Here is an 18,836-nt window from a genome sequence, read left to right as displayed (position 1 = left end):
GGTATCCCGGCGGCTGACCTGTACCTGTCGTGCACAAGAGCTTCGCCGCGATCGCCAGCACGGCCATTGCTCCGTTGTTCCTGGTGGTCAATGCCGACGCCCCGTACAAGTCGCTTGCGGAGTTCATCAAGCACGCGAAGGCCGATCCGAAGGGCGCGACCTTCGGATCGCCCGGGGCGGGGTCCGCGCCGCATCTGACAGCCGAGTTGCTGCTGCGTGCCTCCGGCGCGAAGGGCATCGTGGTGCAGTACCGCGGCGACGCGGCGGCCTACACCGAGCTTCTTGCCGGACGGATCGACGCCACCCTGACGGCGATCTCGACCGCCATTCCGCACATTCAGGCCGGCAAGCTGCGAGTGCTTGGTGTCGCCACCGAAGAGCGCACGCCGCTCTACCCGCAGGCTCCGACCCTCCGGGAGCAGGGACTGCCTTCCGTGGTGGGCTACGGTTGGTACGGCATGCTCGCGCCGGCCGGAACGCCGGCCAGCATCGTTGCGCGGCTGAATGCGGAGATCAATGCCGCAGCGGCCGACGCGGATGTCCGTCGCAAGGCCGAGGCCGCGGGACTGCAGCTTCGCGGGAGCACCAGCGAGGACTTCAGCGCGTTCATTGCGAGCGAAACCCGCAAGTGGGCGCAGATCATCAAGGCGGCCAACATCACGGCCGAATGAGTCTGGCGCCTACGGAGCGGTCGGTGGACAGGGCCGCGTCGGGCCCTCGCTCGCGCCGGGCGTGAAAGTGCCCGGCGACCCTCGCGGCCTGGCTCGCAGCGCGCGGAGGATCCGACAGGCCAGCGCGCCGGTTCCCCGGCCAATCTTCCCGAGCCCACTGCCTCGAAGAAGAGTTTTCTCCGCCCCCATCGCTCATCGGAACGCCGAACCGCCCATGGGATGCGCCTGCAGGTTTATCGAAAAAAGGTGAACTTTTCCCGCTACTGCCTGAATTCATTGTGACAAACGTTAACAGTCGGCGGCGCGTTAATTTAAAAATGTCAACGAAAGGTTTCCTGCACTCGTGAGGCACACCTTGGCCCGCGGCGCCGCACAGTTGTTCAAGCCGCAGGAACGATTCACAAAAAAACAAACGGACCTTCGAGCTGAAGATGCGAGATTTTTCTTTGTCCGACGTGCGGCTCTTCACGAAGGCCGCCCAGCTCGGAGGACTGACGCCGGCGGCCGACGCCCTGAGCGTGCCCAAGGCATCCGCTTCCCGCCAGCTCCAACGTTTGGAAGCGATGGTCGGGCACCAGTTGCTGCATCGCGGTTCCACGCGGTTCGCGCTCACGGAAGAGGGACGGGAATTCCTGGTGGCAGCCCGGCATGTGCTGACCATCCTGGACGACGTCATGCTGAGCCTGTCTTCAGGTGCAGGCACGCTGGCGGGGCGATTGCGCGTAGCCGCACCCCACTATTACGGCAGGGAACTGCTGGCGGTGCATCTGCCTGAATTCATGTCGGCCTACCCCCAACTCGAAGTCGTGGTCGAGACGGGCAACGATCGGGCCGACCTGTTCCGCGACGAGGCCGACGTGGCCATCCGGCGCGGACGAGAGGGTTGCGACGAGATGGTGGCGCGCCATCTGAAGGACGAGCCAATGGTGCTTTGCGCCACACCGGACTATCTTGCGCCGCGCCCGGCCATCGAGAGCGTGTCGGACCTGGCTTCGCACGCTTTCCTGGTCAGTGAAATCGAAGGACGCAACAAGGAGATCAGCCTCTCGGTCACCGGGAAGACCCATCGGATGAACGTGGAGAGCGTGTTCCAGTCGGACGACCTGGAATTGATCCTGAAACTGACATTGGCCGCCAAAGGCATCGGACTGCTTCCCTTGTCGCTGGCCCGGTCGCACTTCGACAGTGGCGCGTTGGCATCGGTGCTGCCGTCATTGAAATTGACCCCGCAGGAAATCAATCTCGTCTATCTGCCGTCGCGTCGCCACTCGCCAAAGATCAAGACCTTCGTTGATTACGTTCTGAATATCTTCAAGCAGTCCTGATGGATGCACGCGTCATTGGCAGTGCGCGTTCAGATGCGATCCAGGCCGCATTCTCTTTCCCCATAGCCATCGTCCGGATTCAGCGAAATCGCGTCATCCGACCCGTTTTCGACGTGGGGATGCGGCTTCAAGTCCGCAGTTGTCGGAATCGAAACTGTTGTTCCAAATCGACGGTTGTCGAATTCGATTGATACTAAGTTACTCATTTACCATACACTTGGTAACTATAAGAAATATGAGTTAACAAATTGGTGCGGACTGGCAGCGACAAGAGAAGTCGCGGCAGTCGCGCGAACGACGTCCATTTCGATCCAGTTCGAAAGCGGGCGCCGATCGCTCCTCCAATTGCCGGCCTTTACAACGCCGGTCCTTCTCCCGCGGCCCGAGCCGCTCAATTCATCGCCGGCCTTTGGTCGGAGGTGGACGCCTGTGTGTCCTGAATCTGGAGCAACCATGTCCATTAAAAAACTGACTCAAATCCTGTCCCATCGCCGCCTCTCCAGCCTGGGGGTGTGCGCGCTCCTGCTGGCCGGGCTGACCGGCTTCGCCGCCACCGCCGCAGCCCAGGCTGCGCCTATCCCCGAGGCCAGCCAGAAGAAGGCCGTGGCCGTCGTTCTGACCCAGTCCAAGGTGGTGAAGGACGCGCAGGGCAGGGAGCAACTGGTCGATGCCGGTTCGGTCAAGCCCGGCGACATCGTCGAATACCGGGCGGTCTATACCAACAACACCGGCAAGCCGGTCACCGGCCTGGTGGCGGACCTTCCGATTCCCGAGGGCCTGGAGTACCAGCCGCGCAGCGCCAAGCCGGGCGCGAACCTGGTCCAGGCGGCTGCGAAGGACGCCGTGTTCGGCCCCGAGCCGCTCATGCGCAAGGCCGCCGGCAACAAGACCGAACCGGTGCCCTATGCCGACTACCGGTCGCTGCGCTGGACGCTGGGCCAGTTGCCCGCCAACGGCAGCACCGCCGTGAGCGTGCGCGCCAGGGTCGAGGCGGTCGTGCCGGTGGCACCGCAGGTCTCGGCGGCAACGCCGCAGCGCTGATCGGCTTGCCTTCCTTCGCCGCGCCACCCGGATTTTTCGAGTGCAACCCGACCGCCGCGATTTCGAGCAACGAAACGCGGCAGCCGGGTTTTTTCATGTCCCCGCCTTTTTTTGACAACCGAGGAGAAACCACGTGATTTCCACCCTGCCAACCCGGCACGGCACCGGCTTCAAGCCGACCGCGTCCTGGGCCGGCGCCGCAGCCTTGATGCTGGGCTTCCTGTTCGGAAGTTCAGCCGTTCTGGCCGCGGCTCCGCCTGCCAATACCGTCATCGGTAACCAGGCTTCGGCCACTTATTCCGACTCGGCCGGCACCACGCAACTGGCCACGTCCAACCTGGTCCAGACCACGGTCCAGCAGGTGGGGTCCTTCACGCTGGACTCGGTCAACCAGGTCACGACGACCATCGTCAACACCAAGATCGGCGCGGCGGGCTCCATCGTCTATGCGCCGCACACGTTGACCAACACCGGCAACGGCTCCGACACGTTCACGCTGACGGTCGATGCAGACACCGACAAGTTCTCCAAGGTCGAGGTCTACGCCGATGCCAACGGCGACGGCGTGCCCGACGGCACCACTCCGCTGTGCACGGCCGCAGCCGCGGGCGTCTGCAGCGTGCCCGCGCAGACCGTGCCAGGCAACAACGGCGTGTTCCGTTTCGTCGTGGCCTACACGATCCCCGGCACCGCCAGCAGCGCGACCGGCGCATTCGACACCGCCACGCTCACAGCCACGCCAGGCACGCCGGCGCTGTACACCGCGCCGAACACCTCGGCAGCCGACAAGGACGAGATCAAGCTGACGACCGACGCTGCGTTCAACGTCAGCAAGTCGATCGGCATTCCGTCCGTCGCCGGTCCGGGCAATGCCGCCTGGCCGACCGCGACCAACGGCGGTCCTCGCTCGACCTCGGCCAGCTGTGCCACGACCTGGTCCGCCGGCCTCGCGTCCAGCGCGACCTGCCAGTACACGGTCTACACGCTCACGTTCAACAACACGGGTGGTGCGGCCGGCAGGTTCGCGATGTCCGACACGCTGCCGAGCGGCATGACCTACGTCGCGGGTTCCGCGGTGTGGAGCAGCGCACCCGGCACCGCCCTGGGCGACGGCGCCGGCGGCGATCCGGTCGGCATCGACTTCCAGGTGAGCGGCAACACGCTGAACACCGTGGTGGCCGCACTGGGCCAGAACGTGACGCAGACTGTGAGCTTCGTGGTGCTGGTGAACAGCAACGCGGCGATCGGCACGTCGACCACGACCAACGTGGCGAAGTTCGAGCCGGCCAGCGTTCCGCTGACGATCACGGCAGCCGCCATCGGCACGCCGAGTTCGAGCACCAACCCGTCGGCCTACACGGTCGTGGCGAGCTACAGCATCGCGGTGGGTACCAACCCGTCGACCGCTGCCACCGCCGTCGACACGACGCCCGGCACGCCCAACGGCACCGCGGCCGACCTGACCACGCGTCCTTCGGTCGTGGCCGGCGGCAGCGTCAAGTTCGCGCAGTCGGTGTTCAACACCGGCACCGGCACCGACACCGTGAACCTCACGGTGGCCGCCGGTACCTTCCCGGCGGGCACGACCTTCGTGCTGTTCGCCGCCGACGGCGTCACGCCGCTGCTGGACACCACCGGTGACGGCGTACCCGACACCGGCCCGATCGCGGCCGGTGGCAGCGTCAACATCGTGGTGCAGGCCAATGTGCCGTCCGCCACGGCAGTGGGCGCCGGTCCGTTCGCAGCCACGGTGACCGGCCGTTCCGCGGGCGACGCGACCAAGCTCGATGCCACGCTCGACCGCGTGACCATCGTCGTCGGTTCGCTGGTCGACCTGACCAACACCGCGGCAGGCACGGGCACCGGCTCGGTGGCCGGCGGCGACCTGGGCCCCGGCCCGAGCCCGCTGCCCACCACGACCAACGCAACGGCCGCCGGCACCGGCACCGTGTTCGCGCTGTTCGTGAAGAACAACGACTCGGTCAACAACATCTACGGCCTGGCTGCCAGCCAGTCGACCAGCTTCCCCGGCACCCTGCCGACCGGCTGGACGGTGAAGTTCGTTGCCTCGGGCGGCACCTGTGCATCGCCGGCGATCACCAGCGTGGCCGTCAATGCCGGCGCGCAAGGTCAGGTTGCTGCCTGCGTGACGCCGCCCGCCACGCAGTCGCCGGTGACCGCGCAGAAGGTCTACTTCCAGGTGCAGTCCACCGCCGTCGCCTCGACCGGCGTGATCGTCTCCGACACGAAGACCGATGCCGTCACCGTGACCGCCGCACTGGTGTCGAGCGCCACGCTCACGCCGAACAACAGCGGCCAGCTCGCACCGGGCGGCACCGTGGTGTATCCGCACACGCTGACCAACACGGGCAACCAGAGCTGCGGCGCTTACACGCTGACGGCCACCGTGCCGGCGGCAGACGCCACGCTCGGCTGGACCACCGCGATCTACCTGGACGTCAACGGTGACGGCCAGATCGACGCGAACGACACGCTGGTGACCGGCCCGCAAGCCGGCCCGCTGGCCGTGGGCGCATCGCAGAAGCTGCTGGTGCGCGTGTTCGCACCGGGCGGCGCCAGCGCCGGCGCGACCGACACCACCACCGTGACCGCGACCTTCACCGACCCAGGCGGCTGCGGCGCCCCGTCGGCCACCGACATCAGCACCGTGATCACCGGCCAGATCCGCGTCCTCAAGACGCAGGCAGCCGACGTCACCTGCGACGGGGTGGCGGACAGCGCTTTCGCGGCAGCACCGCTGTCGCTCAAGCCGGGCCAGTGCATCGTCTACAAGGTTGTTGCCACCAATGAAGGCACCTCGCCGGTCACCAACATCGCGATCAACGATGCGGTGCCTGCGTACACCTCGCTGAGCGCCACGCAACCTGCGGCCGCATCGCGATGCACCTCGACCGGCGTGTCCGGCACGGCGCTCGCCTACGCGCAGACCTCCACTGCCGTGAGCTGCGGCAGCGCCAGCAACTCCGTGGCCCCGAGCGGCACGGCCACCCTGACCTTCGCCGTGAAGATCAACCAGTAACGACAAGGGTTTGAGTCGCCGGCGGGCCTCGGGGTCCGCCGGCTTTCGCGAAGCGCTGCCGGTTCGGCGTGCTTCGCTTTTTTCCCTTGCCGCTTTCACGCAGCACGCAGCCGCGCGCCTGTTCTCGCAGGCGGCAGAGGAAAAAATTTTCTTGAGTTTGGACGACCCGCGCCGCGCGCGGGTCGATGGAAGGTTCGTGGCGTGCAACTTCTTCTGGCGTACCTGAGCACCCGCTCGCAGCGATGGCGAGGCCGCGCGGCCGCTGCCGTCGCGGCGATGGCGCTCCTGTGCGGCATGCTCGCCGGAACCGCCGCCCACGCCGCGCCCCCGCCCGGCGGCGCCGTGCTGCGCAACGTCGCCACCGCCACCTATGTGCCGGCCGGCCTCGCGCAGACCGAGACGTCGAGCTCCAACAGCGTCAGCGCCAGCGTGCTGCCGGTGGAGGCGCTGGTGCTCACGCACGACCAGTCGGTCAACCGTCCGCCGGCCACCGTCGTCACGCTGAGCCACCTGCTCACCAACGCAGGCAACGTGCCGTCCAGCTACACATTCGGCCTCGCGAACAACGGCGCGGGCTGTGCGGCCGATGCGCTCGACCTGTCGGCGCTGCGCGTGGTGCGCGACAGCAACAACAACGGCGTGGCCGATGCGGCCGACACGGTGCTGCCGCTGGGCGCCGCCGGCGCCATCGCGCTGCAGCCCGGCGAAACCGCGGCGCTGCTGGTGCAGGGCACCGTGCCCGCCGCGGCCACCGGCAGCGCCTGCGTGGTGCTCAGCGCCACCACCGCGCTGCAGAAGGTCAGCGTGGTCAACCGCGACATCGTCACCGCCGGCGACGTGGCGGTGCTCGCGCTCACCAAGTCGGCGAGCTATCCGGGCCTGGTGGTTCCGGGCAGCACGCGCATCGACTTCACCGTGTCGGGCACCAACATCGGCGCGCGCGACGCGGGCCCGGGCAACACCGCCGCACCCGCCGGCACGCCGGTGCTGGTGAATGGCACGCCCACCGCGCTGCTGCTGGTGCGCGACTTCGTGCCCGCGGGCACGCGCTACATCGCGGGCAGCCTGCAGAGCACGGCGGCCGGCGCGGTGCGGCTGTTCCGCCTGCCGGGCGATGCGGACTTCAGCTACCGCACCGTCGACGACGCCTCGGCTGTCGAAGTGGCCATCGGCGTGCCGGCGCCGCTCGCGCGCAATGCGTCGATCGCAATGCAGTTCGCGGTGCAGGTCAGGGCCGACCAGGCGGGCGACATCCGCAACACCGCGCAGGGCTACTACAACGACGGCGTGGCGCCGGCGGTGTCGCCCTCGAACACGGTGGTCATCACCTCGAGCCAGAGCCGCATCGGCGTGGCCAAGGCCGCCTCGACGCCGCGCATGAACCACGGTGCCGACGGCCAGCTCGACGGCACCGCCACGGTGAGCTTCAGCGTCAACGTGCGCAACTACGGCGCCGTGTGGCTCTACGGCGTGCAGGTGGCCGACCTCATGGAAGGCAGCGGCGCTACGCAGTTCGGCAGCTTCACACCGGCGACCGTGCCCGCCGCGAACCAGTACACGATCGTGCCGGGCTCGCTGGCCATCGCGAGCAACCAAGGCAACGGCGTGAGCGGCACCGTGGCTGCCATCGACAGCGCGTTCAACGGCACCGCCGGCGCGCAGAACCTGCTCGCGCCTGGCGCGGTGCTGCCGGTGGGCGCGCAGTTCACCGTGCGCTTCGACGTGCGCTTCAATGTCGGCGGCCGCGCCGGCACGCTCCTGAACACGGCGCGCGCGCAAGGCGCGCTCTCGCCGGGCGGCCCGCCCGTGGCCTTCGACGATTCGGTCAACGGCAGCAACCCCGATGCCGATGGCGACGGCAATCCGAACAACGACAGCTCGCCCACGCCGGTGTCCACGCAGCTTCCCACGCTCTCGCTGGTCAAGACCGCTTCGGCGCCGCGGCGCGTGGCGCAGGGCGTGTACGAGCTCGACTACCAACTGAAGGTGACCAACACCGGCGTTGCGGCGGCGCCGAACCTGCGGCTCATCGACAACCTGAACTGCACCTTCGACATGGACAAGCCGGACGGCTCGGTGGCCGCCTGGGAACTGGTCGCGCCGCCGAAAGCGCGCAATGGTGTGCTCAACGCGGCCGCCGGCTTCACAGGACGTGCGAGCTGCGACCGGGCGTCGCTGGCGAGCAGCGATCCCTTCAAGCTGCCCACCGAAGCCGTGCTGAGCGTCACCGACGGCAGCCGCGCGCTCGCCCCGGGCCAGACCGAAGAGCTTTCGTTCACCGTGCGCCTCACGCAGAAGCCCGCGGCCGTCGGCGGGCGCATGGCGGTCACCAACAAGGCCTGGGCCGCGGCCTTCGACCAGAACACCGTGAACGTCACGCCGGCCATGCTGGTGGTGGCGAGCGCGAGCTCGGTGCAGTCGCTGCTGGTCGATCCGCAGGGCGTGGTCTACAACGCCGTCACGCGCGAGCCGGTGGCCGGCGCGGTCGTCACCTTCACGCGCCAGTCGTGCAGCAGTGGGGCGGTCACGCCGATCACCGCGGACCAGCTGTACGGCGGCGCGTCGGGCCTCTACACCGTCAATGCCAACGGCAGCGTCTCGATGGTCACCGGTGCCGATGGCGGCTATCAGTTCTACATGCAGTCCCCGCCGGTCACCGGCTCGTGCACCTATGCGATCGGCGTGGTGCCGCCCGCGGGCAGCGGCTACGTGGCGCCGTCGCAGCTCATCCCGGCCACCGCCGGCACCTTGAACCGCTGCGGCGCCATCGTGCCGAATGCTGGCGCACCGCAGGGCGCGGACGCGACCACCCATTACTTCTCGGTCAACGCGGGCTTCGATGCCGCGGGCGCCGCCTGCGACGTGCTGCACAACCACATCCCGCTCGATCCGGGCAATGTGCTCGGGCTGGTGCTTCGCAAGGACGGCAGCAAGCGCCAGGCCGAGTTCGGCGACTTCATGGACTACGCCCTGGTCGTCACCAACAAGACGGGTTTTCCGGTCACCGGCGTGCGCCTGTCCGACACCCTGCCGCCGGGCTTTGCCTATGTGGCCAGGAGCGTGCGCCTGAATGGCTCGGCGGCGGTCGATCCGGCCGGCGGCGCGGGCCCGCAGCTGCTGTTCGACTACCCGGCGCTGAAGCTGGGCGTGGACCAGTCGGCCACGGTGCGCTATCGCGTGCGCATCGGCGTGGGTGCGCCGACCAACGGCGACGCGGTCAACCGCGCCCGCGCGACCTCGGGCCCGATGCAGTCGAACCTGGCCAGCTGGACGGTGCGCGTGACCGGCGGCGTGTTTTCCGACGACGCCTTCCTGTTCGGCAAGGTCTACATGGACTGCAAGCGCGACGGGCGGCAGGAGGGTGACGATGAAATCGGCGTGCCCGGGGTGCGCCTCTACATGGAAGACGGCACCCACGTCATCACCGACGTGGAAGGCAAGTGGAGCCTCTACGGCCTGAAGCCGCTCACGCATGTGCTGCGCGTGGACCAGACCACGCTGCCCCGCGGCGCGCAACTCGCGGTGCTCGACAACCGCAATGCCGGCCGTCCCGAGAGCCGTTTCGTCGACCTGAAGAAGGGTGAGTTCCACAAGGCCAACTTCATCGTCGCCAACTGCGACACCCCCGGCGTCGCGGCCGAGGTGGTGGCGCGGCGCGCGGCCATTGCGGCCATTCCCGACACCGAAGCCGAGGCGCAGGTGCGCATGCGGCTGGACCCCGAAGGCAAGATCGTGCCGGTGGGCGACGTGCGCTCGCTGCCTGCCAGCGGCCAGTCGTCGGTCACGGGCAGTACCGGCAGCACCGGCTCCACGCTCGCGAACTCGGCCCCGCTGATCTCGATGCCGGTGGCGCCGTCCGGCGCCAGCAGCTTCGTCAACGGCGCATCGGGCACGATGAGCGGCACGCTTGGCGCCACCGCCGCACCGGCCCCCACGCCCGCGGGCAGCCTGTTCGCTTCACTGAACGGCCTGCCCACCGACGCGCAGGGTGCGTCGGCCACGGGCGGCGGCGCTGCCGGCGTGGGTGCCTTCGCGAGCCGCCCCATCAACACCGCCGCCGCCATGCTGGCGCCGCGCCGCTCGTCGCTGCTGCCGCAGGCCGTGCCCAGCCCCATCGAACTCGAAGCGCTGCTGCCGCAGATCGAAGGCAACGCCCTGGGCTTCATCGACCTGAAGGACGGCGACACGCTGCCGGGCCCGTCGGTCAATGTGCGCGTGAAGGGCGAGGCCGGCCTTGCGCTGCGCCTGACCGTCAACGGCAAGGCCATCGAGGAGCGCCGTGTCGGCAAGAAGACCCAGCTCGATGCGAAGAAGCTCGGCGCCTGGGAATACATCGGCGTGGTGCTGCAGCCCGGCGCCAACCGGCTGCAGCTCGAAGGCGTGGACCCGTTCGGCAACACGCGCGGCACCGCACAGCAGATCACCGTGGTGGCGCCCGACAAGCTCGGTGCGGTCCAGGTCGAGCTGCCCGCGTCGGCACAGGCCGACCTGCGCACGCCCGTGGTCGTGAAGGTGCGCCTCACCGACACCGCCGGCGTGCCCGTGACCGCGCGCACCCAGCTCACGCTGGAAACCGACCGCGGCCGCTGGCTCGATGAAGACCTGAATCCCGCCGAGCCGGGCACGCAGGTCTTCATGGAAGGCGGCGCGGCCGAGTTCCGCCTGCTGCCGCCCGGCGAACCCGGCGATGCGCGCGTGCGCGTCACCGCCGGCAGCTTCGTCAAGGAAGTGCGCCTGGCGCTGCTGCCCGAGATGCGGCCGATGATCGGCGTGGGCATCGTCGAAGGCGTGCTCGACCTCACCAAGCGCGGCGGCGTACCGCTGGGCGCGATGCCTGCGGGCGCCGCCTTCGAGGCCGAACTCACCGGCCTGGCCGACGAGAGCAGCAACAACCGCCGCGCCGCCGCCCGCACCGCCTTCTTCTTCAAGGGCACTGTCAAGGGCGAGTACCTGCTCACGGCCGCCTACGACTCGGCCAAGACGCGCGACGACCGCCTGTTCCGCGACATCCGGCCCGACGAGTTCTATCCGGTGTACGGCGACTCGTCGGTCAAGGGCTTCGACGCGCAGAGCACCCAGAAGCTCTATGTGCGCATCGACAAGAACCGCTCCTACCTGCTGTACGGCGACTTCACCACCGCCAGCAGCACCGAGGTGCGCAACCTGAGCCAGAACAACCGCGCGCTCACCGGCGCCAAGCATGTGTACGACGACGGCAACGTGCGCGCCACCAGCTTCGTCTCGCGCACCGCGCAGACGCAGCAGGTGGAAGAGTTCCGCGCGGTCGGCACCTCGGGCCCCTACTACCTGAGCGCAACGGGCGGCGAATTCATCGACAACAGCGAGCAGGTCGAGGTGGTGGTGCGCGACCGCAACCAGCCCAACCTGGTGCTGCAGCGCACGACCGTGGCGCGCTTCGTGGACTACACGATCGAACCGCTCACCCGCCGCATCCTGTTCACGCACGCGATCTCGTCGGTCGATGCGAACCTCAATCCGCAGTCGATCCGAGTGACCTACGAAGTCGATGCCGGTGGGCCGAAGTTCACCGTGGCCGGCACCGACGTGCAGGTGAAGGTCACGGACAACCTGCAGCTCGGCGTGGTCGCCAGCACCGACGAGAACCCCGAAAACCGCCGCAAGCTCGGCGCGCTCACCGCGGTGGCGCGTGTGGGCGAGAGCACCACGATGGCTGGCGAGTGGGTGCGCACCGAATCCGACAAGAACGGCAAGGGCAGCGGCGGCCGCGTGGAACTGCGCCACCAGACCGAAGACCTTGCGGTGGTGGCGCTGGCCAGCAAGACCAGCACCGGTTTCGACAACCCGGGCGCGAGCTTTTCCGCCGGCCGTACCGAAGCCTCGGCGCGCGCCGAGTACCGCATCGACAGCAGCACCGCGCTGCGCGGCGAGGCGCTCTTCAGCCAGGACGCGCTGCTCGGCGGCAGCCGCCGCGGCTTCACCGCCAGCGTGCAGAAGAAGGTCGGCGAGCAGCTGGTCGCCGAAGTCGGGCTGCGCCATGGCCAGAGCGGCGCGGGCCTGGGCACCAGCTCGGGTTTCGACTACGGCCAGATCTCCACCTACAGCGGCAACCTGGGCAGCGGCGTGGGGGCCGGCAACGTGACCGCCCTCGGCGCGGCGGCCACCGCCAACGCGAATGCCGAAGACCTGACCACCGTGCGTGCACGCATCTCGGCCCAGGTGCCGGGCCTGCCGCAGGCCAATGTGTTCGTCGAAGGCGAACAGGACATCCACAAGTCCGATCGCCACGTGCTGGCCATCGGCGGCAACTACGCCGTGACCGACAAGACGCGCATCTACGGCCGCTACGAGCTGGTCTCCAGCCTCTACAGCCGGGACGAGCTGGGCACGACCGGATCGAACAACGTCGGCATCCTGGGCATCGAGAGCAGCTACATGGAAGGCGGCCGCGTGTACAGCGAATACCGCCTGGCCGACAGCATTGACGGACGCGCCGCGCAGGCGGCCACCGGCGTGCGCAACACCTTCCGCCTCAACGACCAGTGGCGGCTGACCGGCGGCATCGAGCACACGCGCCAGCTCGGCGGCCTGGCCAACAGCGGCAACACCGGCACGGGCTATGCGGGGGGGCTGGGCCAATCGACGGCCATCACCGGCGGCGTCGAATACAGCACCGATCGCATCAAGGCGAGCGGCGTGCTCGAAGGCCGGCGCGGCGACGATGCGAACACCCGCCTGTTCAGCGCAGGCTTCGGCTACAAGATCGACCGCTCGTGGAGCCTGCTCGCGCGCAGCGTGATGAGCGACAGCGAAGGGCAGGGCACCAACGCCGGCAACGCGCATCACCTCGCACGCCACCAGATCGGCCTGGCGTACCGCCCGGTTGACACCGACAGCTGGAACGCGCTGATGCGCTACGAGCGCCGTTCGGAGCGCGTGGCCGGCACGGGCAGCTCGACCGGCGCGCTCGACGGCGCGAGCGTCTTCGGCACGGGCTCGGGCAACGCCAGCCTGCCGGGCCGCACCAGTGCCGACATCGTCTCTGCCCATTTCAACTACAACCCGCGGCCCGGCACCGTGATCAACGGGCGCTATGCGGCCAAGTGGTCGCGCGCCGACGACGGCTGGCTCAAGAGCACCTACTGGGCGCACCTGCTGCAGGCGCGCTACACGCAGGACATCGGCAAGGACTGGGACTTCGGCGTCCAGGCCGGCCTCCTGTACGGCAAGGGCGGTGCGCTGCAGAAGACGCTGGGCGTCGAGGTGGGTTACCAGGCGATGACGAACCTGTGGGTGTCGGTGGGCTACAACGTCGTCGGCCTCAAGGACCGCGACCTCACCGCCAACGAATACACCAGCAAGGGCGCGTACATCCGCCTGCGCTTCAAGTTCGACGAGACGGGGCTCGGCTTCCCCTCGGCAGGCGCTGCGACTGCAAACGCGGCGGCCGGCCCATGACAAGAAACGATTCGGCCGCCATGGCAGGACAGATGACTCACATCCTTTTCTCGCGCATGCGGCGCGCGCGTGTCGTGCTGGCGCTGCTGGCGCTGTTCGCGTCGGCGCCGACGCTGGCCGCGCAGGTCGCATGCACGCCGCAATCGGGCTTCAACTCCTGCGTGCGTGTGACCTACGCCGGCGGCGACCAGAGCTTCACCGTGCCGCCCGGCGTGACCTCGGTGTTCATCAAGGCCTGGGGTGCGGGCGGAGGCGGACCCAACACCAGCTACTTCGCCACGCAGCGCGGGGGCGGCGGCGGCGGCTTTGCCTCCGGCACGCTGGCGGTCACGGCCGGCACCGTGCTGGGTGTTCGCGTCGGCGAGGGGGGCGGGGTCAACGATGCTTCCACGACGTACGGGGGCGGCGGTGCGGGCGGCAGCTCGCAGGCTGCGGCCATCGGAGCGAGCGGCGGCGGCTTGTCGGGCGTGTTCGCCAGCGCGACCTACACCCAGGCCAATGCGCGGCTCATTGCCGGCGGCGGCGGCGGCTCGTCGCCGGGGGCGGACGTGGGCACGCCGGCCGGTGGCGGCGGCGGTGGCTCGAGCGGAAGCGACGACAACGTCAGTGCCAGCGGGCGGCCCGGCACCCAGACGGGCGGCGGCGCGGCCGGCTCGGGCGGCACCTGCAACCTCGGCGCACCGACGGCCGGCACCGCGCTGCAGGGCGGCAACGGCGGCTCCACCAACGAGAACCAGAACGAGGGCGGTGGCGGCGGCGGCGGCGGCTACTTCGGCGGCGGCGGTGGCCTGTGCCAGGGAAGCTCGCCCAACGGCATGGGCGGCGGAGGCTCCGGCTACGTCGGCGGCGTCACCAGTGCAACCTCGACGGCGGGATCGATCTCGACATCCAACAACGGCGGCGGTGCGGCGGCCACGACGGGCGACACGCACTACACGGCGGGCATCGGCACGGGCGGTGGCGGCGATGCCAGCGGAGGCAACGGCCTGGTGGTGATCCAGTTCAATGCGGCGCCGTCCATCACGCTGAACAAGACGGCACCGGCCACGGTGGCGCCTGGCGCGGCCATGGCCTACGTCCTCGGCCTGACCAACAACGGTTTCGTCGCCACTGGCACTTCGGTGGTCGTGCGAGAGCAGCTTCCACCGGGCGTCGTCGCCAACTCGGCGGCCGCGGGCACCGGCGTCAATGCCGTGAGCTGCGGCGCGATGCCGAGCGCAGCCGGCGCGTTGCTGACCTGCACGATGACGCTGCCCACGGGCGGCATTCCCGCCAACGGCGGTGTGCGCAGCTTCACGCTCAATGCCACGGCGCCGCTGGTGGCTGCCGGCACGGTACTCACCAACCATGCAAACAGCAACGTGGCTGGCAGCGGAACCCCGGCCACGGCGCCAGGCGCGGCCTGCGTGTCCAATGCCACGGTGAACTGCGCCAGCGCGGTCACCACCGTGGTGGCCGGCGCCGCTGCGCTGGCGCGTTCGGGCGAGCGCACCGCCACCGACAACCAGGTGGCCAACGGCAGTGCGCAGGACGTGCTCGAAGCCATCGTGCGCGACGCGGCCGACAACCCGGTGGCCGGCACGGTGGTGACCTTTGCCGCCACCACCGGCGTGGCCTTCAATGGCGGCGCCGTGGGCGCGGCAGGCACCTGCACCACCGCCGCCGACGGCACCTGCCAGGTCAGCGCGACCAGCACCGTGCCGGGTACGAAGAGCACCGTTGTCAGAATCCCGCTTGGCGTGTTGACCGGCGTCTTCATCGCGAACGGCCAGAGCTACGGCGCGAGCCCGGCAAGCTACAGCTTCGTGGTCGGCACGCCGAGCGCTGCGCAGTCGGGCCTGCGCGTGGTCACCGACAACCAGGTGGCCAACGGCACCGCGCAGGACGTGCTGCAGGTCTTCGTGCGCGACGCGAGCGGCAACCCGGTCGGCGCCGGCGTGGTTGTGAACTTCGGCGCCACGCCCGACGTGGCCTTCAACGGCGGCGCGGTCGGCGCGGCGGGCAGCTGCACCACCACCGCCGCCAGCCTCTGCCAGGTGACGGCAACAAGCACGGTGGCCGCGAGCTACGGCACGACCGCGGTCACGCTGGGCGGCGTGGCACTGGGCGGGACCTTCACGGCCGGCGGCGCCAGCTACCTGCCCAGCCCGCAGACGTACAGGTTCCTTTCGCTGCCGACGGTGACCATCCGCAAGATATCGCTCAACGGCGTCGGCACTTTCGACTTCACCGGCAGCAACGGCCTGGCCGCGCAGAGCATCACCACCGTCGTTGCGGGCACGCCCGCCAGTGCGGCGACGCAGACGCTCACGGCTGCAAGCACCGCCACCACCATCACCGAAAGCGTGCCGCCGGCGGGCTACACGCTGACGGCCGCCTCCTGCACCGGCCTGCCGTCCGGCGGCACTGCCACGCTTTCGGGCCGCACGCTCACGCTCAATGCCGCGGCCACCGCGCCGGGCGCCAACCTGGTCTGCACCTTCACCAACACCGGCGACACCGGCACCACCTCGCCGCCGATTCCACCGACGGTGAGCTGCCTGTCGAATGCCGCGATCTTCAACACCGCCTACAACGGCGTGAGCGGCCCGCCGCTGAGCACCGGCCGCGACACGGTGTGGGAATCGGGCGAGGGCGCCGCCAGCGGCGGGCCGGGCACGGTGGTCTCGTGGCAGCGTGCCTTCGTGGGCAACAAGGCGCCCGGCGCGTGGATCAATTCGCCCTTCGGCAACGCCAACTGGAACTCGAACTACAACCCGAACCACACGGGCAACGTCGACGTCTACCACCGCTTCACCTTCAACATGGCAGCGTCGGTGAACCCGGCGACCTTCTCGCTGAAACTGGACTTCTACGCCGACAACGCGGTGGCGGAAGTGTTCGTCAACGGCGTGCTGCAGAGCGTGCCCGGCGTGCCGCAAGGCGGCGGGGATCCCTACAACTTCCGGGGCTTCGAGGCAGGCCGGCAGGCGAGCGCGACACTCTCGAGCAACTGGCGCGTGGGCAGCAATACGGTGGTGGTGCACATCAAGAGCGGGGCGAACGCCGAAGGCTTCCTCGCGCAGGCCACCACCACCGCGGTCTGCACGCCGCCGACCGTGGTGCTGTCGAAGACCACCACCGGCGGTGCCGGCGGTCCCTTCAACTTCACGTTGAGCAACACCACCCAGACCAACGGCGTGGTCAGCACCGTGGCGGCGGGCACCGCGGTGCAGGTGGACGGCAACACGGCGACGGCCGGCACGCAGCCCTTCTCGGCCACGGCTCAGGGCACCGCGATCACCATCGCCGAGCCAGCGGTGCCGGGCTGGAACCTGGCGGGCGCGACCTGCACCGATGCCGGCACGCCCGTCGGCAGCCTGGGCACCGGTGCCGATGCGCGCACCTACACGATCCCCGCGGCCAGCGTGCAGTACGGCAGGCCGCTGGTGTGCACCTTCACCAATGCGGCCTCGGCCACGGTGACGGTCAGCAAGGTGAGCAACGGCGGCGTCGGCCCCTTCGGCTTCACCGGCAGCAACGGCCTCGCGGCGCAGACGATCACCACCGTCACCGCCGGCACCGCGGTCGCGGGGGCGATCCAGACGCTGACCACGCCCGGCGTGGCCACCACCATCACCGAAGACCCACTGCCCGCCAACTACGCGCTCACCGGTGTGAGCTGCACGGGCCTCGGGGCGGGCGGCACCGCCACGCCCGACCTGCCCAACCGCAAGGTGACGCTCGACGCGGCCGCCACCGCGGCGGGCAGCAACATCGCCTGCACCTTCACCAACACCTTCACGCCGCCGTTCCCCCGGGTGCAGATCGTCAAGACCACCACCGGCGGCAGCGGCGCCAACCTGTTCGGCTTTGCGCTCAGCGGGCTCTCGGCCGCCACCGACAGCATCACCGTGACCGGCGCCGGCACCGCCAGCGGCGCCGCCAACCTGACCGGCACGGCTGGCCAGTTGGCGAAGATCCGCGAGAGCGTGCCTGCCGGCTGGCCCGCCAACCCGATCAGCGCGAGCTGCCTGGACGCGGCGAGCGCCACGCCCACCGTGCCCTTCGGCACGCTCGCGGGCAACGAACTCACCATTCCCGCGGCCAACATGGTGGCGGGTGCCAACATCACCTGCACCTTCGTCAACGGTTTCGGCTTCAGCGTGACGGGCCGCGTGTTTCTCGACAACGGTACCGGCGCGGGCGTGGCGAACGACGGATTGGTGAACGGCACCGAAGGCGGCATCGCCGGCGTGGGCGTGCGGCTGACCAACTGCGGCGCCACGGTGCTGTCGAGCGCCACCACCGATGGCGCGGGCAACTACGCGCTCGACGTGCCCTTTGCCACCGCCGCGAATGCGCCGCTGTGCGTGGAAGAGACCAACACCGCATCGCGCCTGTCTACCGGCGCTTCGTTCGGCACCACCCCGCTGCCCTCGGGCTCGGCGGTGGCCAGCGGCGGCACGAGCTACACCTACACGCGCACCGGCACGCCCGACCGCATCGCCTTCAGCTGGAACGGCACGGGCCACGCCGGCCTGAACTTTGGCGACGTGGACCGCAACACCTTCGCGGCCGATGGCGCCAAGAGCGGCATGCCGGGCAGCACGGTGAGCTATGCCCACACCTTCATCGCGCGCACCGGCGGCACGGTGCGCTTTGACATCCCGAGTTCGGTCGATTCGCCGGCGGTGAGCGGCTGGAACGGCAAGATCTTTGCCGACACCGGGTGCACCGGCACGCAGCAGCCGGGCGCCGCGCTCTTGTATCCACCCGCGGCACCGGTCACGGTGGTGGCGGGGCAGAACGTCTGCATCGTGATGCAGGAGTTCATTCCTGCCAATGCGGCCAACGGCAACAACAACCAGAGCACGGTGCAGGCCAGCTTCGACTTCACCAACGCCGGCCCCGCGCTGAGCGCGAGCTACACGGTGCTGGACACCACGACCGTCTCGAACAGCGCATTGGAGCTCAAGAAGGAGGTGCGCAACGTCACGCAGGGCGCGGGCTTCGGCGTGAACAACCAGGCCAAGTCGGGCGAGACGCTGGAGTACCGCGTCACCTACACCAACAATGGCACGACGCCGATCTCGGGCATGACGATCAACGACACGACGCCCCAGTACACCAGCTTCGTGGCCGCACAGGCGGGGGCCACGCCTGCCTCGCTGACCGCATGCAGCAAGAATACGCCGGCCAATGCGCTGCCCGCGCCCGCAGTGCTCTGTGCCGCCTCGCAGGCGGCCGGGGGCACCGGGGGGCTGCGCTGGTCCTTTACCGGTTCGCTCGCGCCGGGTGGCACGGGGGCGGTGCTGTTCAGCGTGAAGGTGGACTGAGCGG

General features: G+C 69.3%; 6 protein-coding genes. All 6 read left to right on the top strand.

All coding sequences use genetic code 11. The annotated features are described in order from the left end of the window. Positions 1–29: 29 nt before the first annotated feature. The 6 genes from J2W23_RS12320 (at position 30) to J2W23_RS12295 (ending at position 18,832) form a co-directional block, all read left to right on the top strand. Positions 30–671, top strand: coding sequence for a Bug family tripartite tricarboxylate transporter substrate binding protein (locus J2W23_RS12320; RefSeq protein WP_307648942.1), 642 nt, complete (start codon positions 30–32; stop codon positions 669–671). A 431-nt stretch (positions 672–1,102) separates the two neighbouring features. Continuing rightward, positions 1,103–1,996 (top strand): LysR family transcriptional regulator, encoded by an 894-nt coding sequence (locus J2W23_RS12315; protein ID WP_307648941.1) that lies wholly within the window; start codon positions 1,103–1,105, stop codon positions 1,994–1,996. A 453-nt stretch (positions 1,997–2,449) separates the two neighbouring features. Continuing rightward, a complete protein-coding gene (locus J2W23_RS12310) occupies positions 2,450–3,037 on the top strand; it encodes a hypothetical protein (protein WP_307648940.1) in 588 nt (195 codons plus the stop codon). A gap of 133 nt (positions 3,038–3,170) precedes the next feature. Further along, the gene (locus J2W23_RS12305) at positions 3,171–6,077 is read left to right on the top strand and encodes a beta strand repeat-containing protein (protein WP_307648939.1); all 2,907 of its coding nucleotides are present in this window, start codon (positions 3,171–3,173) and stop codon (positions 6,075–6,077) included. A 201-nt stretch (positions 6,078–6,278) separates the two neighbouring features. Further along, positions 6,279–13,514 carry a hypothetical protein gene (locus J2W23_RS12300; RefSeq protein WP_307648938.1) on the top strand — a complete coding sequence of 2,412 codons (7,236 nt, stop codon included), beginning with the start codon at positions 6,279–6,281 and terminating at the stop codon, positions 13,512–13,514. 32 nt (positions 13,515–13,546) lie between these two features. Then, positions 13,547–18,832: an Ig-like domain-containing protein gene (locus J2W23_RS12295; RefSeq protein WP_307648937.1), complete on the top strand. Its 5,286-nt coding sequence runs from the start codon at positions 13,547–13,549 to the stop codon at positions 18,830–18,832. The last annotated feature ends 4 nt before the right edge of the window (positions 18,833–18,836 follow it).

Origin of the sequence: Variovorax boronicumulans (assembly GCF_030812215.1) — a bacterium.
Classification (GTDB): domain Bacteria; phylum Pseudomonadota; class Gammaproteobacteria; order Burkholderiales; family Burkholderiaceae_C; genus Variovorax; species Variovorax boronicumulans_C.
Note: the sequence above shows the minus strand (reverse complement) of the source record. Positions and strands in the feature narration are given on the sequence as shown.